Origin of the sequence: Streptomyces endophyticus (genome assembly GCF_035798155.1) — a bacterium.
GTDB lineage: Bacteria > Actinomycetota > Actinomycetes > Streptomycetales > Streptomycetaceae > Streptomyces > Streptomyces endophyticus.
In genome coordinates this window covers 96,172-118,169 of sequence record NZ_JAOZYC010000196.1, presented here as the reverse complement: position 1 = coordinate 118,169, position 21,998 = coordinate 96,172, and the positions used below count along the sequence as shown (strand labels likewise).

Here is a 21,998-nt window from a genome sequence, read left to right as displayed (position 1 = left end):
GACACCTGGATCTTCCCTACCTTTCCCATAGGGATGGTGCGTACAGTCGCCGACATGGACTTCTCCTGGGCGATAGTCGTCGCGGGCGCCCTCGTCGGGGTGGCGGTGGGCCTCACCGGCATGGGCGGCGGCGCGCTGATGACGCCGATCATGGTGATGCTGTTCGGCGTCAATCCGACGGCCGCGATCGGCAGCGACCTGGCGACCTCTGTCTTCATGAAGCCGTTCGGAGCGGCGGTGCACCAGCGGGCGGGCACCGTGCGCTGGGACATCGTGCGCTGGCTGCTGCCGACGGCGATGCCCGCGGCGGTCCTCGGCGCACTGTGCCTGGGGTTGCTCGGTAACGGAGAGCAACTCCAGGAGCGCGTGAAGTACGTCATCGGTGGCGCGCTCGTCCTCGCGGTCGTCGGAATGCTGGCCCGGATGTGGCTGGACGCACGGCGCGGCACGGGCGCGAACGAGGCGGAGGACGCACACGTCCCGGTCCGCCCCCTGGCCACCCTCGCCATCGGCCTGATCGGCGGCTTCATCGTCGGCATGACGTCCGTCGGCTCCGGCTCGCTGATCATCGTGATGCTGATGCTGGCGCACCCGCGGCTGAAGGCGAACCACCTGGTCGGCACGGACCTCGTACAGGCCATCCCGGTGGTCGCGGCGGCGGCCCTCGGCCACGTGCTCTTCGGCGACGTCGCGTTCGGCATGGCAGGCACGCTGCTGATCGGCGCGATCCCGGGCGTGGTGGCCGGCGCCCTCCTCTCCACCCGCATCTCAGGACCGGCCCTGCGCTGGGCGCTGGTCACCCTCCTCGCGGGCTCGGGCCTGGCGATGTGGGGCGTATCGGGGACGCCGCTGCTGCTGGTCTGCGCGGCGTTCGCGGGGGCCGGGGTGACGGTCACGCTGCGGGGGCGGCGGCGCTCGCTGGTGGTGACGGGCTCACCCGCGCCCGCGCCGAAGGAGAGCTCCAGGGTGTAGCTCGCGGGGTCAGGCGGGACTGTGAACGGGGACTGTGACGCGTAACCACGGAAATGTCGCGGTTCCACGTCACAGTCCCGGTTCTTCCGGTCACGCCAACCGGATCACATTCCACGACAGCGGTTCGAGCGTCGCCTTGAGCGTGCCTGCCTCCAGTGACGTGCCCGTGCCCGCGTGCGGCACCACCCGCTCCGGCTCCGCGAGCGTGTTGCAGGCTTCCGGGTCGGTGTCCGAGAGTGTGCTGTGTTCGATCACACCGTCCAACTCCAGCCCATTCAGGGCCACTTCCAGCGGCAGCGACTCCGTCTGGCTGCGGTTCACCGCGAAGACCGTGAGCGTGCCGTCCTCGGCGCGGACCGCCGTGGCGTGGAGGAGGTCGGCCGTGCCGTGGCGCCGTGTGTCGTACGTGGGGCCCGAGACGCGGACGTCGAGGACCTCGCCGCGGCCGTACTTCGAGGCCGCCGCGAACGGGTAGAACGTCGTCTGCCGCCAGGCGGGGCCGCCCGGCTCGGTCATGATCGGGGCGATGACGTTGACCAGCTGGGCGAGGCACGCCACCGTCACGCGGTCCGCGTGGCGCAGCAGCGCGATGAGGAGCGAGCCGAAGACGACCGCGTCCGTCACCGAGTAGACGTCCTCCAGGAGGCGCGGGGTCTGCGGCCAGTCGAGGGCCGCGACCTCGGACCGGGAACGCGACTGGTACCAGACGTTCCACTCGTCGAACGAGAGGTTGATCTTCTTCGGCGACTTGAGGCGGGCGCCGACGTGGTCGCAGGTCGCGACGACGTTCTCGATGAACGACTCCATGTCCACCGCCGAGGCGAGGAAGGAGTCCCGGTCGCCGTCGTGCTCCTGGTAGTAGGCGTGGAGTGATATGTGGTCGACCAGGTCGTAGGTCTCCGCGAGGACCTTCGCCTCCCACTCCGCGAACGTCGGCATCGCCTGGTTGGAGCTGCCGCACGCGACGAGCTCCACGTCCGGGTCGATCTGGCGCATGGCGCGCGCCGTCTCCGCCGCGACCCGCCCGTACTCCTCGGCCGTCTTGTGGCCGGTCTGCCAGGGGCCGTCCATCTCGTTGCCGAGGCACCACAGGCGGATGCCGAAGGGGTCCTTGTCGCCGTGCTCGATGCGGAGGTCGGACCGGGCGGTCCCGGAGGGGTGGTTCGCGTACTCCTGGAGTTCTATCGCCTCGGCGACTCCGCGCGTGCCGAGGTTGAGCGCCATCATCGGTTCGGCCTGCGGGCCGAGCTTGCGCAGGAACGCGATGTACTCGGACAGGCCGAAGCGGTTCGGCTCCGTGGTGCGCCAGGCCAGGTCGAGGCGGGCCGGGCGGTCCTCGACGGGGCCGACCGAGTCCTCCCACTTGTAGCCGGAGACGAAGTTGCCGCCGGGGTAGCGGATGACCGTGGTCCCCAACTCCCGTACGAGTTCCAGGACATCGGTGCGCAGGCCCGCCTCGTCCGCGTGCTCGTGTCCCGGCTCGTAGATGCCGGTGTAGACGCAGCGGCCGAGGTGCTCCACGAACGAGCCGAAGAGCCGGGGGTTGACCTGGGCGACGGTGAAGGCGGGATCGAGGGTGAAGCGTGCGGTGCGCAAGGCTTTCCTTTCGAAGAACTTCGAAGAACCGAGTGGTGTGCCGGTGACCGGGGCGGAGGAGGTCACTGCCCGGCGAGGCCCGTGTGGGCCACGCCCGCCACGATCTGCCGCTGGAAGAAGACGAAGACGATGATCAGCGGCAGGCCCGCCATCAGGCCGCCGGCCATCAGCTGGGCCCACTGGATGCCGTAGGAGTTCATGACGGTCGCGATGCCGTTCGGCATGGTCATCAGGTCGGGGTTGTTGGTGACCATGTACGGCCACAGGAAGTTGTTCCACGAGCCGATGAACGTGAAGATGCCGACCGCCGCGAGCGAGGGGCGGGACAGCGGCAGCACGATCGTGAAGAAGACCCGCCAGCGGCCCGCTCCGTCGATGAACGCGGCCTCCTCCAGCTCGCGCGGGATGCCCTGGAAGAACTTGTAGAGGATGTAGACCATCGACGCGTGCGCGCACTGCGGCAGGATCATGCCCCAGTACGTGTCGACCATCCCCATCTGCTGGACCGTGGTGAACAGCGGCACGCCGAGCACGGCGGGGGACACCATCAGGCCCGCCATGACCAGGCCCATCAGGACGCCCTTGCCCCTGAACTCCGTGCGCGCGAACCCGTATCCGGCGAGCGCGCTGGTCAGCACCACGACCGCCGTGACGCACACGGACACGACCACGGAGTTGACGAACCAGTTGGTGATGTTGCCGGTCTCGAAGATGGCGGACCAGGCCTGCCCGGTCCAGTTCTCGGGCAGCCAGTGCGTCGGTGAGGCGACCGCCTCCGTCTCCGACTTCAGCGACGTGAACAGGGCCCAGACCAGCGGCGACAGGAACACGGCGGATACGGCCACCCCGAGGGCGGTGAGCACGATCTGGCTCGCGGTCCAGCCACGGCGGGGCTTGACGCGGATCTGCGGAGCGGTGGCGGTCATCGGGCGCCCTCCTCACGGTTGCGCAGCAGCCACATCCGCGCGAGCGCGACGGACGCGATGATCACGAAGAAGATGATGGAGGCGGCGGAGGCGTAGCCCACGCGGTAGGCGGTGAAGCCCTCTTCGAGGGTGAACTGCACATAGGTGCGTGTGGCGCCCTCGGGTCCGGGCTCGAAGTCGAACATCACGACGGCCTGGTCGAAGATCTGGAGCGAGGCCAGGATCTGGAGCGCGATGACGAGTCCGGTGATGTTGCGCAGCATCGGCAGCGTGATGTGGATCATCCGGTGCCAGGCGTTCGCGCCGTCCAGCTTTGCGGCCTCGAACAGGTGGGCCGGGATGCCCTGGAGGGCGGCGAGGTAGAGCAGGAAGCTGAAGCCGGCCGTCCACCACAAGGTGCAGATGACGACGGCGAGCATCGCGTACGACGCATCGGCCAGCCAGGCCGTTTCCAGGCCGAAGACGTGGTTGATCATGCCCGCGGTGGGGTTGAACAGCCACTCCCACAGATTGCCCGCGACGGTCGAGGGCAGCAGGAACGGCAGGAAGAAGCAGAGCCGCCACAGCCACTTTCCGCGCTCGATGTGGTGGGCCAGCATCGCGAGCAGGAACGCCATGACCGTGATGCAGGGCACGACCAGCAGCGTGAAGTACGCGCTGTGGCCGAGCGAGTCCCACAGCATGTCGTCCCGGAGGGCCTCGCGGTAGTTGTCGAGGCCGATGAAGCTCGCACCCTTGCCGGAGATGTTGGCGTCGGTGACCGAGAGATACAGGCCGCGCACCACCGGCCAGATCACGAAGAGGCCGAACAGCACCAGGAACGGCGCCACGAACCACCCGCCGTGCTGGAAGCCCTGCTTGCGGCGGACGGTGCCGGTCCCTGTGGCGGCCTTCGCGGTCGCCGGGGCCAGGGCGGGCTGCGCGCTGGTCGTGGTCATGAGACCGCACCTCCCTGGGCGGCGGTCATGCCGTCCATCGGGTTCTTCGAGGCGAGCAGCTGGGAGAGGGCACCCTTGAGGCGGCGGGCCACGGCATCGGGCCGCGCGGAGCCGGCCGACGCGGACATCACGATCGGCCCGGTGCGCTGTCCGAGCAGTCCGGTGGAGCCCGCGAACCACGCCTTCGGCTCGGTCGCCATGTGGTTCATCGCGGACACGTACTCGCTCTGCGGCGTCATCTTCCGGTACGCGGCCGAGGACAGGGTCGGTGTGTACGCGGGGATGTGGCCGCCGAGCGCCCACTTCTGGGCGTGCTGGACGATGTACGCGGCGAGTTGGTGGGCGGCCTCGTTCTCGGCGCCGCCGCGTTCCGCCTGGTGCGGGAGGACGAAGGCGTGGGACTCGGCGTGGGTGGCCTCCTTGCCGAAGACCGGTGGCAGTGGCGTCGCCCCGTACTGAACCTTCGCGGTGTCGAAGACGGGCACCGACCAGTTGCCCTCCCAGGTGAACGGGGCGCCGTTGACGAACTGTTCGGCCCCGATGGCGCCCTCGACGGAGTAGCCGTCGGTGACGTGCTTGCGCAGGAACTCCAGGACCTGAGTGGCCTTCTCGGTGTCGAAGGTGACCTCGGTGCGCTCGGCGTTGAACCAGGTGCCGCCGAGCTGGGTGTAGAAGGCGACGAACATCCACCACTGGATGTTCATGTCCTCGGCGTTCAGGCCGAGGGTCTGCACACCCTTCCTGGCCGCCTTCTTGGCCTCCCTCAGCACGTCGAACCACTCGTCGGTGGAGGTGACCGGGACCATCCGCCCGTCGGCGTCGAGCAGCCCCGCCTTCTTCAGCACGTCCTTGCGGTAGAAGCAGAGCTGTACGTGGATGTCGAGCGGCAGGCCGTAGAGCTTGCCGTCGACCGTCGCGCGCTTCCACAGGACCGGGTTGAAGTCCTTCTCCCGCACGCCGTACTTGGCGAGCAGTCCGACGTCCCAGGCGTCGAGGAGGGTGCCGGGCGCGAAGCCGGGGATCCTGCCGAGGTGCATCACGGCGAGGTCCGGGGCCCGGTTGCCGGACGCGGTCATCGCGAGCTTGGTGTAGTACGGGTTGCCCCACTGGAGCGTGGAGTCCTTCACGTCGACGTCCGGATGCTCCTTTCGGAAGGCGTCCAGCATCGAGATCATGTTGTACCCGTCGCCGCCGCTGAAGAGGTTCCAGTAGCGCACGCGGGTGTCCGCGCCCGAGGCGAGCGCGTCGGCGCCCGTGCCCAAGGCCGCGAATCCCAGGCTTCCCGCGACCGCCAACCCACCCGCACCGGCGAGGAGTTGTCTGCGGTTCAGGCCAGGTCCCACAACCGGCCCCTCCTAACGTCCGATATTTCGAATGCCGCCCGTAACTTCGAACGGGACCGTAAAATCGAACCACTTCCGCGTCAATGGGTCGCACGGGAATCGCGGGAAAAAGTACGGGGCGCACGACGCGAACGCCGCACGCCCCAGAGGGGATCACCGAATTCCGGACCGAACTCTCAGCCCCCGAAGGCTGCTTGGGCCAGCCCCTGACCGATCCCCGGCACCACCAGCAGCGACCCCGCGAGCGGCTCCGGCCGGTCGAGGCCGACCCGCGCCGTCGACACGTACAGGTCCCTCAGGTCCGCGCCACCGAAGGCGCAGGCCGTCGGGCGGCGCACCGGCAGCGGGAGCACCCGGTCGAGCTTTCCCTCGGGCGTGTAGCGGCGGACGGCGGCCCCGTCCCACAGGGCCACCCACACGCAGCCGTCCGCGTCGACGGTGAGGCCGTCGGGAGACCCCGCGCCACTCTCGATGGCCGCCAACTCCCGCCTGTTGCCGATCCGTTCACCGTCCACGTCGAAGACGTCGATACGTCCCGTCGGTGTGTCGACGTAGTACATGCGCGAGCCGTCGGGGCTCCAGCCGGTGCCGTTGGAGATCGTGACGTCGTCGAGGACCTCGACCGCCGTGCCGTCGGGGGCGACGCGGATCAGGTTGCCGCCGCCGGGCGTCTCGTCGTACGGCATGGAACCCGCCCACAGCGCGCCGTCGGGGGCCACCGCCGCGTCGTTGCCGCGCCGCCCGGGAACGGGCTCGCGGTGCAGCCACGCGAAGGCCCCGTCCGGACCGTAACTCCCCACGCCGTCCCGGAGGTTGACGACCAGGCCGCCTCCGACGCGCGGTTTGGCGGCGCCCACGTGCTGTTCGGTGGCGAGGACGGTGCGGTGGCCGCTGCCCGGATCGTAGGTGTGCACGCGGGAGTTCAGGATGTCCACCCAGATCACGCGACCCGTGGCCGGGTCCCAGGTCGGGCCCTCGCCCAGCTCCGCCGAGGCCCGGACGGCCTCCTCGACGCGGCCCGTCATCGGGTCGCTCCCCGGTGGCCGAGGCGCTCGGAGAGGTCGGCGGCGCCCTTCGCGGCGAGCCCCGCCAGCTCGTCCTCGCGCGCGTCGCTCCAGCGGATCATCGGTACGGAGATGGAGAGCGCGGCGACGACCCGGTTGGTGCGGTCGCGCACGGGCGCGGCGACGCACGACACGTCCGGGTTCGACTCGCGGCTCTCCACGGCGATGCCGCGCTCGCGCACCCCTTCCAGGTGCGCGCGCAGGGCCACCGGGTCCGTGATCGAGTTCTCGGTCATGGCGACGAGGTCCGCGTCGTCCGGGAGCCGCGCGGCCCGCTCGGCCTCGGGCAGTGACGCGAGCAGCATCTTGCCGACCGACGTGCAGTGCGCGGGCAGGCGGCGGCCCGCGGCGGACACCATGCGCACGGCGTGCGTGGAGTCGACCTTCGCGATGTAGATGACGTCGGTGCCCTCGAGGATCGCCACGTGGACGGTCTCGTCGCAGGTCTCCGCGACGTCGCGGGCTACGTGCTGCCCCTCGGCGGCGAGGTCGAGCTGCTCGGCGTACCGGCTGCCGAGCTGGTAGGGGCGCACGCCGAGGCGGTAGCGGCCCGGCTGTCCCGGGACCTGCACGATGTACTGGCGGGCGGCGAGCGTGGTGACCAGTTCGTGGACCGTGGTCCGCGGAAGCTGTAGCTTGCGGACGATGTCGGGGGCGGACAGCGTGCCGTCCCCGTCCAGGAACAGCTCCAGTATGTCCAGAGCGCGGGTCACGGCTGGTACGAGACGTCCCACAACCGACCCCTCCCTATGTTCGGTATTTCAACAGACGGTCGGTATCGCGAACATAGGCTAAGCACAGGGGCCTTGGCCGGGCAATGGTTGGTCCGATGCCCTGTACACGGTTTACACAGGCCCTTGTTCCCCCCGAAGGCGCCGGGCCCGCAGCACCAGTTCCAGCTCGAAGCGGCGGTCCGGGTCGTCGACCTCGTCGCCCCACAACTCGCGGATCTGGCGCAGCCGGTAGCGGACGGTCTGCGGGTGGACACCGAGCCGGGCCGCGACCTCGGGGGCGCCGCCGCGCGTCTCCAGCCAGGCGAGCAGGGTCTCGGCGAGCCGCCGCGCGTGCGTGGGTCCGCAGCGGGTGAGGGGTTCGAGGGCGCGCCGCGCGAGATCGTCGACGAGTTCCTCGGGCTGGAGCAGGACGAGGGCCTGGGTGTGCTGGGTGCACTGCACCACTTCGGCGTCCGGCAGCAGCCCGCGCTCCATGAGGCCGACCGCGGCCTCCGCCCAGCGCAGCGACTTCGCCGCGTCGGAGGGCGGCACGGGCGGCCCGATCGCCCCGGTCCAGCCGGACAGGGCGCGGCGCAGCAGGTCGGCGCGGCCCGCGGTGTCGGGTTCGGACAGGACGAGCCGGGGCCGCTCCGGCTCCATGTCGAGGAGGACGTCGGGCCCGACGGCGGGGGCGACCGCGTCGCGGGCCGGCCGGAGCAGCACGCCGACGGCGACGTGCGCGGGCACCGGCCACCCGACGCGCGCCGCTCGTTCGGTGAGTGCCTGCACGGGGTCGCGGGGCGCCGCGGTCCGCCCTTCGAGGAGCAGGTCCATCAGCTTGCGCTGCTGGCGCAGGCGCTCACCGGCCTGCCGGGCGGCGGCCTCGGCGTAGCCGCGGACCGACTGGTCGACGAGGCCGTCGAGGTACTCGTAACCGGCCTCGGCGAGTTCGTACATCGCCGGGGGCGGGATACGGAGGCGCTGCCCGATGTCGGCGAGGCGGCGCCAGGCCATCTTCACGCCGAGCCGGTACATCGCCTGGAGCGAGTCGAGGGTGCGGCCGTGCAGGGACTGGCCGCGCCCGAACTCCTGGAAGAGGACCGGGGCCTGGCTCTCCGGGATGCCGTCCGCGGCCCCGTCGGCGAAGCCGCGCACGAAGTCCTCGACGGCGCGGCGGATGCCGACGAGGGCCACGGCCTCGCCCGACTCGTCGAGCACGACGGGCAGTTGGGGGAATTCGCGGTGGATCTCGTCGAGGATGTCCCGGGCGAGCCGGGGTGCCTCTTCGAGGGCGAGCGCCACGAACTGCTTGGCCTGGAGGCGCGGCACGTCGCACCATGCGGAGCGAGCGGTGGCCGGCACGGCTCAGCCCCCTTGGCCGGGCGTCTCGTAGGTCACCAGGGGCGTATTGGGCTGGTCCGGTGTCGCGTTGATCAACGCGAGCACGCCGAAGGCGGCCGCGAGGGCGAGCGCGGCTCCCGTGGCCGCGGAGAACGCGGCGGCGAGCAGTCGGTTCATCGCAGGGTCAGCCTCTCGTCGGTGTTCCCGAGGTTGTTCCCCACCCGTGCGATTGCGACGTACGGCGGGCCGCGCGTCTCAAGTACCCAGTGTCCGCAGCACATTGACACCTCGTCAAGAGTACGTCTACGGTTCCCGGCCCAAAGGACCCTTCTGACGGATCCTGCTGGAGTCGCGAGCCCTGGCACGCACATCTGCGGCGTTGTCGTCGGTTGCCAACGCTCCGCGTTGACGCCCTCCTCCGCCTTGCAGCTGCACGCACCAGACCCCGCTCGCCTGAACCGGTCGTGACTGGCCACCCGTATCCAGCCTGATCCGTCAGAAGGGTCCTAACCGGCCGACCGTGAACCGACCGTGAACCGACCGCGGATGCCCTTCCTCCCAGGAGTGCCGGATGCGCCGTACAGCCTCACCGTTCTCGCTGGTCGCAACAGGTCTCGGCACGTTCCTGCTCGTCCTGGCGGGGCTGCTCGCCGGATACGTGGAGCCGCGCGCCGAGCGCACCAGCATCGACGTCGACGTGACGACCGTGTTCACCGGAACCGGCAGTTATTTCGACACCGCGAAGATCAGGACCGTGCGCGACCGCAAGTTGATCATTACCCGGCAGGCCCGCGGCGACGTGGCCGCGAGCGAGCGCAGCGGCCGGGCGGTGTGGGACGTGACGACGTCCGTCGACACCGCGAAGACCCTCCCGGCGGCCGATCCGCACGACGCGCTCCAGTGGACCCTGGAGCGCTGGGTCACCGACCGGAAGACGAACGCTCCCGTGCACTGCTGCGGCGAGCAGCCCGCCTTCAGCGGCGAGGCCTACCTGAAGTTCCCCTTCAATGTGGAAAAGCGCACCTACACCTGGTGGGACAACACGCTCGGCGCGACGGTCCCGCTCCGCTTCAGCGGCGTGACCAAGGTGCAGGGCTACGAGGGCTACCGGTTCACCGGCACCGTCTCCCCCGCCAGGACGGGCTCCCGGCTCGTGCCGGGCCGGATCGTGGGGCAGCCCAAGAAGAGCCAGGTGCTCGCCGAGGAATGGTACGCCAACCACGGCGTCGAGCTCGTCGCCGACCAGCGCACGGGCCGGGTCCTGTACGCGGCCATCGGCCCCCGCAAGACGCTGCGCGCGCCCGGCACGGACAAGGACGCGGCGGTGCTCCTGGACAGCCGGAAGATCGCTTTCACCCCGGCCACCCAGCGTGGCCAGGTGGCGCTCGCCCAGGACGACAACGACCGGCTCACCCTCCTCGGCGCGACGTTGCCGCTGGTGGCGGGCGGTCTGGGTGTGCTGCTGCTGGCGGCAGGTCTGGTGCTCGTCGTACGGGGCAGGGGTGGCAGGCCGGAGCCGGAAGGGGCGATGCGTCCGGATCCCGATACGTCCCCGACGACCCTGGAAACGTCCACGATGTGACGGTACGTCAGTCGAATACGGACCCAAACTTGTCACGCGGGTGAGTAGCCGCATCGAACAGCGGGGCGAAAACTGTCCCTCCCCACCCCGTGCACAGGCTCCGCACAGTCTCGGCACCGTACCTCCCAGTACACCCAAGTGCGCCCGAACACCCGCGTACGCCCGACGAGTTGGAGCAACGATGCCCCAGCACGTGCCCCTCCCGCTGCGCGCCGAGTCCCCACCCGGCGCGCAGCATCCGCAGCACGGCCCCCCACACCCGCGCCGCATCGTGTTCCTCGCCCACCGCGACCTCGGCAACCCGGCCGCCGGCGGCTCCGAGCTCCTGGTCGACCGGCTCGCCGAAGGACTGACCCGCCGGGGCCACCAGGTGACGCTGCTGTGCGGCGGCCCGGCGGCCTTCCGCGACTACCGGGTCGTCTCCGCCGGCGGGGAGCGCGCCCACTACCTGCGGGCGCGCTCGGCCTTCGCCCGCCAGGTCGGCGACTGCGACCTGCTCGTCGAGGTCTGCAACGGGATGCCGTACCTGGCCCCGCTGTGGCACAGCGGCCCCACGATCTGCCTGGTCAACCACGTCCACACGGACCTGTGGCGGATGCGCCTGCGCGGACCGCTCGCGCCCGCCGCCCACCTCGGCCGAAGACTTGAGCACTGGGCGCTCTCCGGGGCCCAGCGCCGCAATCTGCTCGTGGCCGTCTCGCCGTCGACGGCGCACGCACTGCACGCCATCGGCGTGGATCAGGACCGGATCCGCCTCGTGCCGAACGGCGTCGAGGAGCCGGGCCCGGCCGCCGACCGTTCCCCGGACCCGCTGTTCCTGGCGATGGGCCGGCTCGTCGAGTACAAGCGGATCGACCTGCTGCTGCGCCTGTGGGAACGGGTGCGTCCGGTGACGGGCGGCCGGCTCGTGATCGTCGGGGACGGCCCCGAGGCACCACGCCTGCGCCAACTGGCGGGCGAGGGCGTCGAGTTCACCGGACATGTCTCCGAGGCCGAGAAACACCGCCTGCTCTGCGAGGCCTGGCTGCTGCTGCATCCCTCGGCGGTCGAGGGCTGGGGCCTGGTCATCACCGAGGCGGCGGCGCGCGGCACACCGGCGGTCGGCTTCGACGTGCCCGGCGTGCGCGACTCCGTCGAGGACGGCGCCACCGGACTGCTCGCGCGCGGCGAGTCCGCCTTCGCGGCGGCCTGGTGCACGCTCGCCCTGTCGGGGCACCGCCGCGAGCTGATGGGCAAGGCGGCCCAGGAGCGGGCATCGAGCTACCGCTGGGCGCACACCGTGCGGCAGTTCTCCGCGGTGGCGGCGGAGGCGGTGCAGGCCCGTGTCTGAGCCCCGGCCCTCAAGGCCCTGTCTGGAGTTCCCCGTCTGCGCGGCGACACCCGGCACGCACTCCCCCACCCTCGAACCCGCTTCGCAGGCTCGGGCGGGAGGTACCCCCTTCCGCACGGCGCCCCAGGACAGGTGGCTCCGCCACATGACCTGCGACACCGCACACCGATCGCACGCACCGAATGCCGCCGCGCCCGCGCTCCGCGCGGACGACGGGGAACTCCAGACAGGACCTGGGGGCTCGACAACGTGACGGCGGCCACGGGGGTCAACGGCCGTGCCGGCTTCAGGGATCCGTCGCCGGCCCGCTCACTCGCGCTCTTCCGGGCGTTCCTGCGCGAGCAGAGCGATCCCGAGGCGTGTTACGCGCTGCTCGCCCGGGACGCCGCCGACCAGGTCGAGGCGTACGGGAAAGTGGCCGGGAAGGTCGTCGTGGACGTGGGCGGCGGCAGCGGACACTTCACGCGTGAGTTCCGGGCGCGTGGCGCGCAGGCCCTCCTCTTCGAGCCGGACACCACCGAGCTGGGCCAGGACCCGCCGGCCGGCACGGTGGTCGCGGACGGCTATCTGCTGCCGCTGCCCGACGCGTCGGCAGATGTCACGTTCTCCTCGAACGTCCTGGAGCACGTCGCCGACCGCGACACGTTCGTGAGCGAGCTGGTCCGGGTCACCCGGCCCGGCGGCCTGATCTACGTCGCGTTCACCAACTGGCTGTCCCCGTGGGGCGGTCACGAGTGGGCGCCCTGGCACTACCTGGGCGCCGACCGCGCGCAGGCCCGCTACCGGCGGCGCACCGGCAGGGCACCCAAGCACACCCTCGGCGAGAACCTCTTCGCCCATCACATCGGTGCCACCCTGCGCCATGTGCGCGCCCGCGACGACGTGTCGGTCGTCGCGGCGCGCTCCCGCTATTGGCCGTTCCTCGCGGAGGCCGTCACGCGGGTCCCCGGCGTGCGCGAGTTCGCCACCTGGAACCTCCTCCTCATCCTCAGGCGGTGTCCCCCATGACGACCATGGTCCAGGCCCCACCCGCCGCGGCGACGCACCCGGAACCCGAACCGGGTCCGCGTGCGCGCCGCTGGCTGTTCGCGTTCTGGGCCGTGTTGTTCGTCGCGTTCTGCGCGGTGCAGCCGGGGCGTGCCACGTTCGAGACGAAGCTCGGCGTCTCCCAGGACCCGTGGAAGTTCCTCGGTGACCTCGGGGAGCTGTGGCACGACAGAGCCGGCTTCGGCGGGATCGCCGACCAGTACATCGGCTACGCGTTCCCGATGCTGCCGTACTACGGCCTGACCGACCTGTTGCAGCTCCCGGTGTGGCTGGCCGAGCGGCTGTGGATGTCGATCGTCGTGACCGTCGCCTTCTGGGGCGCCGTGCGCCTCGCCGAGCGCCTCGGTGTCGGCACTCCGGGCAGCAGGCTGCTCGGCTCGGTGGCGTACGCGCTGTGGCCGACGTTCACGATCGTCATCGGCTCGACGTCGGCGGCGGCACTGCCCGGCGCGTTCCTGCCGTGGGTGCTGCTTCCACTCACCAACCCCCGTACGACTGCGCGTATTTCGGCGACACGCTCGGCGTTGCTGATCCCGTTCATGGGCGGCGTGAACGCGTCCTCGACACTGGCGTCCCTCCTCCCCGTGGGCCTGTATCTGCTCTCCCGGCCGCCGTCCGTACGCAAGCGCCGCCAGATCGCCTGGTGGCTCCCCTCGGTGGTGCTGGCGACGGCCTGGTGGACGATCCCGCTCGTCCTGCTCGGCATCCACGGCGAGAACTTCCTTCCGTTCGTGGAGAGTTCCCAGACCACGACCGAGACGATGTCGGCGACGGAGACGCTGCGCGGGTCCGGGAACTGGGTGGCGTATCTGCACCTGGGCGACGCCTGGCTGCCCGCGGGCTGGGCGGTCGCCACCTCGGTGGTCGTCATCGTCTGCTCGGCGCTGGCCGCCGCGCTCGGCCTCGCGGGCCTGGCGCGCCGCGACATCCCGGAGCGCCGCTGGCTGCTGCTTACGGTCATGGCGGCGGCCCTCATCACCCTTGCGGGGTACGGGGGTTCGCTCGGCGCGCCCTTCCACGACACGGTGCGGTCGTGGCTGGACGGAGGCCTCGCCCCGTTCCGCAACGTCTACAAGTTCCAGACGGGCCTGGCGCTGGCCCTCGCGCTCGGCATCGTGCACCTCGTGGGTGTGGCCGCCAATCCGCGCGGGGCCCGCCCTGTGCGCGGTCGCCGGTACGCCACGCTGATCGCCGCGATCCTCATCGTGCCGGGCCTCGCCTGGCCGTACCTCAACGGTTCGATCCTGCAACCGGGCGCGTTCCAGAAGCTCCCCACGTACTGGCAGACGACGGCCGACTGGCTGAAGAAGTACTCGCCGGACTCCCGCGCCCTCGTCGTGCCCGCCACCGCCCACGGCATCTACACCTGGGGCTCCCCCATCGACCAGCCGCTCGACGTGCTCGCCGACTCCCGCTGGGCGCAGCGCGACTACGTCCCGTTCGGCACCCGCGGCAACCGGCGCGCCATGGACGCCGTCGAGCAGGCCCTGATGAGCGGCACCCAAGTACCGGGCCTCCAGGACTACTTGAGCCGCTCGGGCCTGCACTACGTGGTGGTCCGCGGCGACCTCGACCCCGACCAGTTCGGCTACGTCCCCACCGCCACGGTCAAGCGCACGCTGACCGAGTCGGGCTATCAACGGGTGACCGGGTTCGGCCCGCTGGTCACGGGCGGCCGCATCGCCGAGAAGACGCCGGTCCAGATCGAGGGCCTGTACCCGCGCAGCCGCTCCGTCGAGATCTACGCCCCACGGGACGGCGCCGACCGGCCGGGCCAGGCGGGCCTGCTCCCGGTCGGGAACACGGCGGAGGTCAGCGGCGGCCCCGAGGCCCTGCTCCGGCTCTCCTCCGACCCGTCCTTCCTGAACCGCCCCGCCGTCCTGACCGGCGACAACCACCCCGGCATCGGCAACCCCGCCCTGCGGATCGCCGCCGACGGCCTGCGCCGCGCGGACACCCGATTCGGTCTGGTCAACACCAACACCTCGTACCCGTACACACCGACGGAACGCAACAGCCCGAACGCCTCGGAGAACCCGGACGAGCCTCCGAAGCAGATCCTCCCGACCGACGGCGTGGCCCATCAGACGACGGCCGACATCCAGGGAGCCCGCTCGGTCACCGCGTCCTCCAGCGGCAACTGGCTGCTGCACCTCCCCCAGTTCGACCCGGCGAACGCCTTCGACAAGGACCCCGACACGGCGTGGACGGAGGGTGCCCCCGACTCCGCCAAGGGCGAGTGGGTGCGCATCGGCTTCTCCGCGCCGACCCGGATCCCCGCCACGATCCACCTGACACCGCTGCCTCAGGACAACGTGCGGGCGGCCCCGACCCGCGTACGGATCGAGACCGACAAGGGCTCCACGACGGCCAATGTCCAGCCGACCGGCAAACGCCAGGAGGTCAAGTCCCCTGCGGGCACGGCCAATTGGCTGCGGGTGACGATCCTCGACACGCAGCGCGCCCGCCCCGGACTCACCGGCGCCGGATTCACGTCCATCGACATCCCCGGCGTCAGGGCGACCCGCGCGCTGCGCCTTCCGGCCGACTCCGAGCAGGCCGACCAGTACTCCTTCCACCGCGCCACGAGCGACGGCGGCCTCACCCTCACCGACACCGAGCGCGCCCTGAACCGCGTCTTCACGACGACGGGCGAGTCCACGTACGACTTCGAGGCGACGGCCGCCCCCACCCCGGGACCCGCGCTCGACAAGCTCCTCTACGACCTGGCCCCCGACCAGCGCCGCAAGATGACGGCGAGCGCGGACTCCACGGCCGCGCTGGGCCTGAACACGACGCCCCGCAACCTCACCGACGGCGATCTGACGACGGCGTGGATCGCGGGCGACGACCCCACGATCCATCTGCGCTGGCCGGACAAGCAGCCCGTCTCCACGCTCGTCCTCGCCGGGGCCGGCGGCCTCACCACGCGCCCCGAGAAGATCGAGATCAGCAGCCCGGACGGCGCGGCGGTGGCCGGTGTCGACGAGAACGGCGTGGCCCGCTTCGACCCCATCACCACGAACCGCCTGGACGTCACCATCACGAAGTCGGCCCCGCTCAAGGTCCACAACCCGGTCGCCGACGAGGACCTGCAACTCCCGGTGGGCCTCACCGAGGCCTACATCCCGACCCTCGACGCCTACCGCGTCCAACAGCCCACGCCCGACCGCAGGTTCAGCCTTCCCTGCGGCAAGGGCCCGACGGTCACGATCGACGGCACCCGCCACCGCACCTCGGCGAGCGGCACCCTGCGCGCCCTGACGGAACGCCGCCCGGTCACGGTGAAACCGTGCGGCGACGCCCTGGACCTCCCGGCAGGCCCGCACACCCTGAAGACCTCACCCACCGGCCCGCTCTCCCTCACGGACATCACCCTCACCAACACGACGGCCACCACGGAGGCGGCACCCACCGTCCGTGGCCTCACGGTCCGCGACTGGCTCGGCGACCGCCGCGAAGTCAAGGTCGACGCGGGCGAGGCGACGTACCTGACCATGTACGAGAACGCCAACGACGGCTGGGAGGCGACCCTCGACGGCAAGAAGCTGTCCTCGCTGCGCCTGGACGGCTGGCAGCAGGCGTGGCTGGTCCCCGGCGGGGCGAGCGGCACGGTCAAGCTCTCCTACGCCCCGGCCCGCACGTACGAGATCGGCCTGTTCGCGTCCGGCGCGGCGATCCTGGCCCTCGGCGCACTGTGCCTGTGGCGCCGCCGGGACACGGAACAGACACCTCCCGAGCCCCCGCCACCCCCCGGCTGGATCATCGGCACGGCCCTGCTCACGGCCATCGGCATCGTGATCGCGGGCCCCTGGGCGGCCCTGGTCCCGGCCCTGGCCCTCCTCGCCTGGAAACGCCACGCACTCCTGGTACCGATCGCGTTCGTGACGATGACGGCGGCGGGCGCGGTGGCGGCGACGGGAGCGGGCGAACCGGTACGGGAGGGCTCGGGCGCCTACGGCACGGCAGCCCAACTCCTGGCGCTGATCGCCCTGTTCGCAGCGCTGGTGAGCATCGGCAATCGAGCCTGCCTTTCGAACGAGAGCCCGCGGGGTCCGGGGCAGAGCCCCGCGACCTCGACCGAGTCGACCGACCCCTCACGGAAGGGCGACACCACATGACCACGCTGGACCGCCCCGCAGACGGCAAACGGACCACCCGAATCCCCTTCCCGACCGTCGACGAGGTCTCCCGCCACTGCCTCCAGGACCGCGAACCGGAAACCGTCCACATCGAGATCCACCTCACCGCCGTCCTGGACCCCACCCGCCTCACCCGCGCCTTCACCGACGCCCTGCACCACCACCCCCGCATCCTCATGCGCGAGGCCCCCCGCCCCTGGTACAGCAGGAGCTACGAGTGGGAGCTGACCCGGACCCCGGACGTGCCCCCCGTCTCCTTCCCGGCCAGTACCCCGAACGCCCTGCACGAGGCCCGCACCCGCTCCCTCGCCGACGCCCCACCCCTCACCACGTCCCCACCCATCCGCCTGGAGGCGGTGGAGGACCCGAAGACCCGCACCACCGTCCTGTTCGTCACGATCAACCACACGGCCCTCGACGGCCCCGCATGCCTGCGCGTCATCGCCACGGCGGCGGAGCTCTACTCCGGCCGCGACAACTCCCCGCCGTCCACCGCTCCCCCGCTCCTGAGCCCGCGCCCACCGCAGGACCCGCCCTCCCCCTGGTCCCGCCCGGCCCGCGTGTCCGCCGGCACCCCGGACCCCCGCCCCGGCAACGGCCTCCTGGTCACCGAACTGTCGGTGCCCCGCCGCCCGAAGGGCGCCCCGTACACGGTCAACGACCAGCTGATGGTGGCCACGGCCCGCACGATCGCCGACTGGAACGAGGAGCACGGCACCCACCACGCCCGCCGCCCGCTGTGCGTCACCATGCCGGTGGACGACCGCCCGCGCGACATGACGATGCCGATCGGCAACGGCACACGCCTGGTCGAAGTGGCCCTCACCCCGACCGAGTTGAGGTCCCCGACCCCCGCCCTCCTGCGCCTCACCGCCACCCGCACCGCGGCGCTCAAGTCCCAGTCCAGGCCCCAACTCGGCCACGGTGCCGCCCTGTTGACCAGCCCGTACGCCCCGGTCGCCTGGCGCGCCGCCGCCACCCGCGCCCTGCGGACGGCGGCGGCCCCGTGGACGTCGACCACCCTGCTCAGCAACATCGGCCGCGTCCCCTACCCGCTGGACTTCGGCGACGGCGGCCGCGCCCGCGCCGTCTGGTTCTCCGCCCCGGCCCGCATGCCGCGCGGCCTCACCTTCACGACGGCGTCCACCGCGGGCCGACTCCATCTGGCCCTGCGCTGGTCGCGCACCCTGCTCGGCCCCGGCGACGGCGCCCGCCTGCGCGACCTGTTCGAGCAGCACCTCCACGCGACGCAGGAGGAGGCACCATGACCACGCACCCCGAACTCGACGTCCCACCACGGGACTTGAGGGATTTCTACGAGAACCCAGCCGTCCCGGTGGCCTCCGGCACCCCCCGCACCCGCCGCCAGGCCCGCATCCTCGCCACCGCCCTGTCCGGCACCCGCCACGCCACCGTCCTGGACATCGGCTGCGGTGACGGCACGGCCGCGGCCACCACCGCCCGCCTCCTGCCCGGACCCGACGGCCACCGCCTGATCGGCGTCGACTGGTCGCAGGACGCGCTGCGCCGCGCGGCCCGCCGCGTCCCCCGTGTCGTACGCGGCGAACTCACCGGCCACGGGCTGCCGTTCGCCGACGCGTCCGCCGACGCGGTCCTCCTGTCCGAGGTCGTCGAGCACCTCGTCGACCCCGACGCGGCGCTCGACGAGATCCGCCGCGTCCTGCGCCCGGGCGGCCACCTGATGCTGTCCACCCCGAACCTGGCCGCCTGGTACAACCGGGCGCTGCTCCTCGCCGGCGTGCAGCCCGTCTTCTCGGAGGTGAGCCTGCGCGCGATCCACGGCAGGCCGGGCACCGAGGTCGTGGGCCATCTGCGCCTCTACACGCCGCGCGCCCTGCGGGAGTTCGTCGCCGCGTCGGGCTTCGACGTCGTACGCCTCGCGGGAGCGCCGTTCCACGGGGTGCCCCGCCCGCTGCGCCCCCTCGACCGGCTCGCCTGCGCGGCACCGTCCCTCGCCTCGATCCTTCTCCTGCACGCGCGAAGGACGTGAGAGGCGATGCCCGCCGTGGCATGGGGAGTCGGCGCGGCACTGCTCGCCAACACGCTCTACAGCGTCGGCTTCGTCCTGGAGAAGCGGGCCCTCACCCGGCTGCCCGAAGTGAGCGTGCGCCGCCCCGCCCACCTCCTGCGCCAGGTGGTGACGAGCCCGCTGTGGCTGGCCGGATCCATCGCCCTGGCCTCCGGCTTCGGCGCCCAACTGGCCGTCTACCGAACGCTTCCCATCGCCGCCGCACAAGGGATCTTCGTCTCGGGCCTGGTGCTGCTCCTGCTGCTGTCCGCCCGGCTCCTCGGCGAACGCACCTCGGGCCGCGAGCGCTACGCCATCGGCGCGATCCTGGCGGCGCTGCTCATGGTGGTGCTCTCGCTCCAGGGGAACGAGAACGCGGACGCGGTGGGGCACGGCTCTCCCGCGCCCCTCATCCTCCTGGTGTGCGTGCCCTCGCTGGCGGCGGGCCTGTCCCTGTACGCCTCCGCGGAACGCCGCGCGCGGCACCGCCACCGGCTCCCGACCACGGGTGTCGAGTACGGGGTCGCGGTGGGCCTGCTCTACGGGGTCAGCTCGCTCGCCATCAAAGGTGTGTCGGGCGTGCTCCCGGACATCCCGGCCCTGTTCGCGTCCCCGTACCCGTATCTGCTGATGTGCACGGGCGTGTTCGGGCTCGTCATGTCGCAGGCGGCCCTGCAACGCTGCCGCGCCTCGCTGATCGTCCCGGTGTGCACCACGGTGACCTGCCTGTTCACGGCGGTCCTCGGCACACTCGCGTTCGGCGAGTCGCTCCCCCACGAGCCACTGCCCCTGGCGCTGCGCGTGACGGGCACGGCTCTCGCGGTCGCCGTTCTCCTCCTGATGCCGAAACACGACGCCCCCACACAACCGGACCAAGAACCAAGGGAGTTGCTCCCGAATGAACCCTGACGACCCGCTGCTCAAGATCCTCGCCTGCCCGCTCGACAAGGGCCCCCTGCTCCTGCTGCCCGCGCCGGAAGGGGACACGGGCGGCTGCCTCTACAACCCCCGGCTGCACCGCCGCTACCCCATCGTCGACGGCATCCCGCAGCTCCTCCCGTCGTCCGGCGAACAGGTCCCGGAAGGCGAGCACGAGCAGCTGCTGCAACGGGCCGAGCAGGCGAAACGGACGCTCCCATGACGACGCTCGCCGCCCGGATCGCCCCCTGGCTGCCCGCCCGGCTGACCGCCGCGACGGCCCGCGCCCTGTACCCGCGCTTCGAGCCCGAGCTGACCCGGCTCGCCGACATGCTGCCCGCCGCGAGGGCCTGCGGCACGGCGGTGGACGTCGGCGGCTGGTACGGCCCGTGGACCCACCGCCTCGCGGGCCCGGCCCGCCGCGTGATCACCCTCGAACCGGTCCCGCACCTGGCCAGGGTGCTCGCCGCCTCCGCGCCTGCGAACGTGCGGGTCGTCCGGGCGGCCGCCAGCGACCGTGTCGGCACGGCCCCGCTGTGGCAGCCGCCGCACGACGAACGCGGCGAACGCGGGGTGTCGTCGCTCGTCCGCCGCGACGACCTGCACGCGCCGACCGGCCGCCAGGTGCCGTGCGTGACGCTCGACGAACTCGCCCTGCATGACGTGGACTTCATCAAGGTCGACGTGGACGGTGCGGAACTTCGGGTACTGCGCGGCGCCCGCGCCCTGCTCGCCCACGACCGGCCCGCCCTCTTCATCGAGCTGGAGACCCGCATCCAGCCGATCACCCCGGTCGTGCACCATCTGCGCGCCCTGGGCTACGAAGGCTGGGTCCTGCCGGACACGGACACCGACTGGCTGCCCCTGCCCTCCTACGATCTGGCGGCCCATCAGCGCGGCACCGCCCACATCGCCTCACAGGGCCTGCTGCGCCGCGCCCTCACCCCGGCCGGACGCCGGCGGCGGTACGTGAACTCGGTGCTGTTCCTGCCGGACGGGCGGGCCCCCGGCGACGTACGCCACCATGGAGCGCATGCCCGGACGCCCCACTGAGCCCTTCACCCCGCTGGACTTCCAACTGGTCCTGCTGCGCCGTATGGCGGACCACAACCCGGAGCTCGTCGAGACCGCCCGCGCCGACCTCGGCGTCTCCATCGCCGACATGCGGGAGGCGAACCGCCGCTGGCAGGCGAAGCTGCACTCCCGCCACCCGCGGGCGGCGGTCTCCCGCTACCGGTCCGTGCTCGGCGCCCCGGAGCGCACCCTGCTCCGCAAGGTCGGCGACATGGAGTGCGAGGCGCTGCTGTGGCCGGTGCCGCTCTGGCCCGACCTGCGCTTCGAGGTGCTGCTCGCGCCCACGGGCGGGATCTGGAACGAGTGGCTGATCCGCACCCCGGGCGCCCCGGTCCCGGCCCTGCGCACCCTCGCCGATCTGACGCCCTGGTCCTGCACGGTGGACGAGGCGGCCCGCGCCTTCGCCCCTGCCCGCCCCCTCGAAGGCTCGGCGCCCACCCGCTGGGGCCTGGCCTTCCGCGCCCCGGACGAGGCGGGGACGCCCCGCGAGGTGCGGGCGGAGTTCACATGGGGACTGCTTCAGCGCTGGTACGAGGCCTGAGATTCACCCGCGAGGCCCAAACGGAATACGAACACAAGAAACGAACACGGGCGCAGTTGTTCCCTTGAACAGGTGGTCGTCGCCGAAGAGTTTGCATGGGGCGTACGTGAACAACGATGCTTACGGTGCGCAAGCAACGGGCTGCAGACCGTAGCGACCGCATCGCGATGCACATCTCAAGTCCCAAGTCCCATATGCACTTTGCATCATCGGTGCACTCTGCATCATCGCTAGGAGAACGCGTCACATGAACGTCATCACCGACATCGTCGCCGGCCTCGCCCACTTCCTCGGCTGGCTGGTGTAACACCGTCGGACACCGAAGCGGCGCCGTCTCCCACGTCCCACGGGAGGCGGCGCCCCGGCGTTTGCGGACCCGCCCGGCCTACTCCAGCGAGCGCCCTCCCCCGCGCGAGCGCAGGATGCCAGAAGGGTCGCCACC

At 71.6% G+C, this 21,998-nt stretch carries 19 protein-coding genes; 11 read left to right on the top strand and 8 right to left on the bottom strand.

Annotated features, from left to right (window positions below; translation table 11 throughout):
* Nucleotides 1–54: 54 nt before the first annotated feature.
* Nucleotides 55–972 carry a sulfite exporter TauE/SafE family protein gene (locus OKJ99_RS39700; protein WP_326023323.1) on the top strand — a complete coding sequence of 306 codons (918 nt, stop codon included), beginning with the start codon at nt 55–57 and terminating at the stop codon, nt 970–972.
* A 90-nt stretch (nt 973–1,062) separates the two neighbouring features.
* Here the strand turns inward: OKJ99_RS39700 and arfA are convergent, their stop codons facing one another.
* The 8 genes from arfA to OKJ99_RS39660 all read right to left on the bottom strand — a co-directional run bounded on the left by arfA (nt 1,063) and on the right by OKJ99_RS39660 (nt 9,070).
* Complete coding sequence (gene arfA, locus OKJ99_RS39695) at nt 1,063–2,568, bottom strand: arabinosylfuranosidase ArfA (RefSeq protein WP_326023322.1); 1,506 nt, start codon at nt 2,566–2,568, stop codon at nt 1,063–1,065.
* A gap of 62 nt (nt 2,569–2,630) precedes the next feature.
* The gene (locus OKJ99_RS39690) at nt 2,631–3,494 is read right to left on the bottom strand and encodes a carbohydrate ABC transporter permease (protein ID WP_326023321.1); all 864 of its coding nucleotides are present in this window, start codon (nt 3,492–3,494) and stop codon (nt 2,631–2,633) included.
* Nucleotides 3,491–4,432: a carbohydrate ABC transporter permease gene (locus OKJ99_RS39685; protein ID WP_326023320.1), complete on the bottom strand. Its 942-nt coding sequence runs from the start codon at nt 4,430–4,432 to the stop codon at nt 3,491–3,493. Before OKJ99_RS39685 ends, OKJ99_RS39690 begins: the two co-directional genes overlap by 4 nt.
* A complete protein-coding gene (locus OKJ99_RS39680) occupies nt 4,429–5,775 on the bottom strand; it encodes an extracellular solute-binding protein (protein WP_326023318.1) in 1,347 nt (448 codons plus the stop codon). Before OKJ99_RS39680 ends, OKJ99_RS39685 begins: the two co-directional genes overlap by 4 nt.
* Before the next feature lie 176 nt (nt 5,776–5,951).
* A complete protein-coding gene (locus OKJ99_RS39675; RefSeq protein WP_326023317.1) occupies nt 5,952–6,800 on the bottom strand; it encodes an SMP-30/gluconolactonase/LRE family protein in 849 nt (282 codons plus the stop codon).
* Nucleotides 6,797–7,573: an IclR family transcriptional regulator gene (locus tag OKJ99_RS39670; protein WP_326023316.1), complete on the bottom strand. Its 777-nt coding sequence runs from the start codon at nt 7,571–7,573 to the stop codon at nt 6,797–6,799. The genes OKJ99_RS39675 and OKJ99_RS39670 overlap by 4 nt, the downstream gene beginning before the upstream one ends.
* A gap of 111 nt (nt 7,574–7,684) precedes the next feature.
* Nucleotides 7,685–8,914, bottom strand: coding sequence for a helix-turn-helix domain-containing protein (locus OKJ99_RS39665; RefSeq protein ID WP_326023314.1), 1,230 nt, complete (start codon nt 8,912–8,914; stop codon nt 7,685–7,687).
* A 3-nt stretch (nt 8,915–8,917) separates the two neighbouring features.
* Nucleotides 8,918–9,070 carry a hypothetical protein gene (locus tag OKJ99_RS39660; protein WP_326023312.1) on the bottom strand — a complete coding sequence of 51 codons (153 nt, stop codon included), beginning with the start codon at nt 9,068–9,070 and terminating at the stop codon, nt 8,918–8,920.
* A gap of 394 nt (nt 9,071–9,464) precedes the next feature.
* On the opposite strand from OKJ99_RS39660, the gene OKJ99_RS39655 reads away from it, so the two are divergent.
* The 10 genes from OKJ99_RS39655 (at nt 9,465) to OKJ99_RS39610 (ending at nt 21,556) form a co-directional block, all read left to right on the top strand.
* Nucleotides 9,465–10,475 carry a DUF3068 domain-containing protein gene (locus OKJ99_RS39655; protein ID WP_326023311.1) on the top strand — a complete coding sequence of 337 codons (1,011 nt, stop codon included), beginning with the start codon at nt 9,465–9,467 and terminating at the stop codon, nt 10,473–10,475.
* Between the two features lie 181 nt (nt 10,476–10,656).
* The gene (locus OKJ99_RS39650; RefSeq protein ID WP_326023310.1) at nt 10,657–11,805 is read left to right on the top strand and encodes a glycosyltransferase family 4 protein; all 1,149 of its coding nucleotides are present in this window, start codon (nt 10,657–10,659) and stop codon (nt 11,803–11,805) included.
* A gap of 249 nt (nt 11,806–12,054) precedes the next feature.
* Nucleotides 12,055–12,813: a class I SAM-dependent methyltransferase gene (locus OKJ99_RS39645; RefSeq protein ID WP_326023308.1), complete on the top strand. Its 759-nt coding sequence runs from the start codon at nt 12,055–12,057 to the stop codon at nt 12,811–12,813.
* The gene (locus tag OKJ99_RS39640) at nt 12,810–16,973 is read left to right on the top strand and encodes an alpha-(1->3)-arabinofuranosyltransferase (protein ID WP_326023306.1); all 4,164 of its coding nucleotides are present in this window, start codon (nt 12,810–12,812) and stop codon (nt 16,971–16,973) included. The genes OKJ99_RS39645 and OKJ99_RS39640 overlap by 4 nt, the downstream gene beginning before the upstream one ends.
* Nucleotides 16,970–18,262, top strand: a complete 1,293-nt coding sequence (locus OKJ99_RS39635) for a condensation protein (RefSeq protein WP_326023305.1) — start codon at nt 16,970–16,972, stop codon at nt 18,260–18,262. Before OKJ99_RS39640 ends, OKJ99_RS39635 begins: the two co-directional genes overlap by 4 nt.
* Nucleotides 18,259–19,005: a class I SAM-dependent methyltransferase gene (locus OKJ99_RS39630; protein WP_326023304.1), complete on the top strand. Its 747-nt coding sequence runs from the start codon at nt 18,259–18,261 to the stop codon at nt 19,003–19,005. Before OKJ99_RS39635 ends, OKJ99_RS39630 begins: the two co-directional genes overlap by 4 nt.
* A gap of 6 nt (nt 19,006–19,011) precedes the next feature.
* Entirely contained in the window at nt 19,012–19,932 is a 921-nt protein-coding gene (locus tag OKJ99_RS39625) for a DMT family transporter (RefSeq protein ID WP_326023302.1), read from the top strand.
* Nucleotides 19,922–20,164 carry a Trm112 family protein gene (locus OKJ99_RS39620; RefSeq protein WP_326023300.1) on the top strand — a complete coding sequence of 81 codons (243 nt, stop codon included), beginning with the start codon at nt 19,922–19,924 and terminating at the stop codon, nt 20,162–20,164. The genes OKJ99_RS39625 and OKJ99_RS39620 overlap by 11 nt, the downstream gene beginning before the upstream one ends.
* On the top strand, nt 20,161–20,994 hold the full coding sequence (locus OKJ99_RS39615) for an FkbM family methyltransferase (protein ID WP_326023299.1): 834 nt from the start codon (nt 20,161–20,163) through the stop codon (nt 20,992–20,994). The genes OKJ99_RS39620 and OKJ99_RS39615 overlap by 4 nt, the downstream gene beginning before the upstream one ends.
* The gene (locus tag OKJ99_RS39610; protein ID WP_326023297.1) at nt 20,975–21,556 is read left to right on the top strand and encodes a hypothetical protein; all 582 of its coding nucleotides are present in this window, start codon (nt 20,975–20,977) and stop codon (nt 21,554–21,556) included. Before OKJ99_RS39615 ends, OKJ99_RS39610 begins: the two co-directional genes overlap by 20 nt.
* Nucleotides 21,557–21,998: the final 442 nt, after the last annotated feature.

What these genes read in the sequence shown, in the direction of transcription:
- OKJ99_RS39615 (WP_326023299.1), top strand. Translation starts at nt 20,161, where the DNA reads ATGACGACGCTCGCCGCCCGGATCGCCCCCTGGCTGCCCGCCCGGCTG.
- OKJ99_RS39610 (WP_326023297.1), top strand. Translation starts at nt 20,975, where the DNA reads ATGCCCGGACGCCCCACTGAGCCCTTCACCCCGCTGGACTTCCAACTG.
- OKJ99_RS39625 (WP_326023302.1), top strand. Translation starts at nt 19,012, where the DNA reads ATGCCCGCCGTGGCATGGGGAGTCGGCGCGGCACTGCTCGCCAACACG.
- OKJ99_RS39700 (WP_326023323.1), top strand. Translation starts at nt 55, where the DNA reads ATGGACTTCTCCTGGGCGATAGTCGTCGCGGGCGCCCTCGTCGGGGTG.
- OKJ99_RS39630 (WP_326023304.1), top strand. Translation starts at nt 18,259, where the DNA reads ATGACCACGCACCCCGAACTCGACGTCCCACCACGGGACTTGAGGGAT.
- OKJ99_RS39660 (WP_326023312.1), bottom strand. Translation starts at nt 9,070, where the DNA reads ATGAACCGACTGCTCGCCGCCGCGTTCTCCGCGGCCACGGGAGCCGCG.
- OKJ99_RS39635 (WP_326023305.1), top strand. Translation starts at nt 16,970, where the DNA reads ATGACCACGCTGGACCGCCCCGCAGACGGCAAACGGACCACCCGAATC.
- OKJ99_RS39620 (WP_326023300.1), top strand. Translation starts at nt 19,922, where the DNA reads ATGAACCCTGACGACCCGCTGCTCAAGATCCTCGCCTGCCCGCTCGAC.
- OKJ99_RS39685 (WP_326023320.1), bottom strand. Translation starts at nt 4,432, where the DNA reads ATGACCACGACCAGCGCGCAGCCCGCCCTGGCCCCGGCGACCGCGAAG.
- OKJ99_RS39640 (WP_326023306.1), top strand. Translation starts at nt 12,810, where the DNA reads ATGACGACCATGGTCCAGGCCCCACCCGCCGCGGCGACGCACCCGGAA.
- OKJ99_RS39650 (WP_326023310.1), top strand. Translation starts at nt 10,657, where the DNA reads ATGCCCCAGCACGTGCCCCTCCCGCTGCGCGCCGAGTCCCCACCCGGC.
- OKJ99_RS39655 (WP_326023311.1), top strand. Translation starts at nt 9,465, where the DNA reads ATGCGCCGTACAGCCTCACCGTTCTCGCTGGTCGCAACAGGTCTCGGC.
- OKJ99_RS39690 (WP_326023321.1), bottom strand. Translation starts at nt 3,494, where the DNA reads ATGACCGCCACCGCTCCGCAGATCCGCGTCAAGCCCCGCCGTGGCTGG.
- OKJ99_RS39675 (WP_326023317.1), bottom strand. Translation starts at nt 6,800, where the DNA reads ATGACGGGCCGCGTCGAGGAGGCCGTCCGGGCCTCGGCGGAGCTGGGC.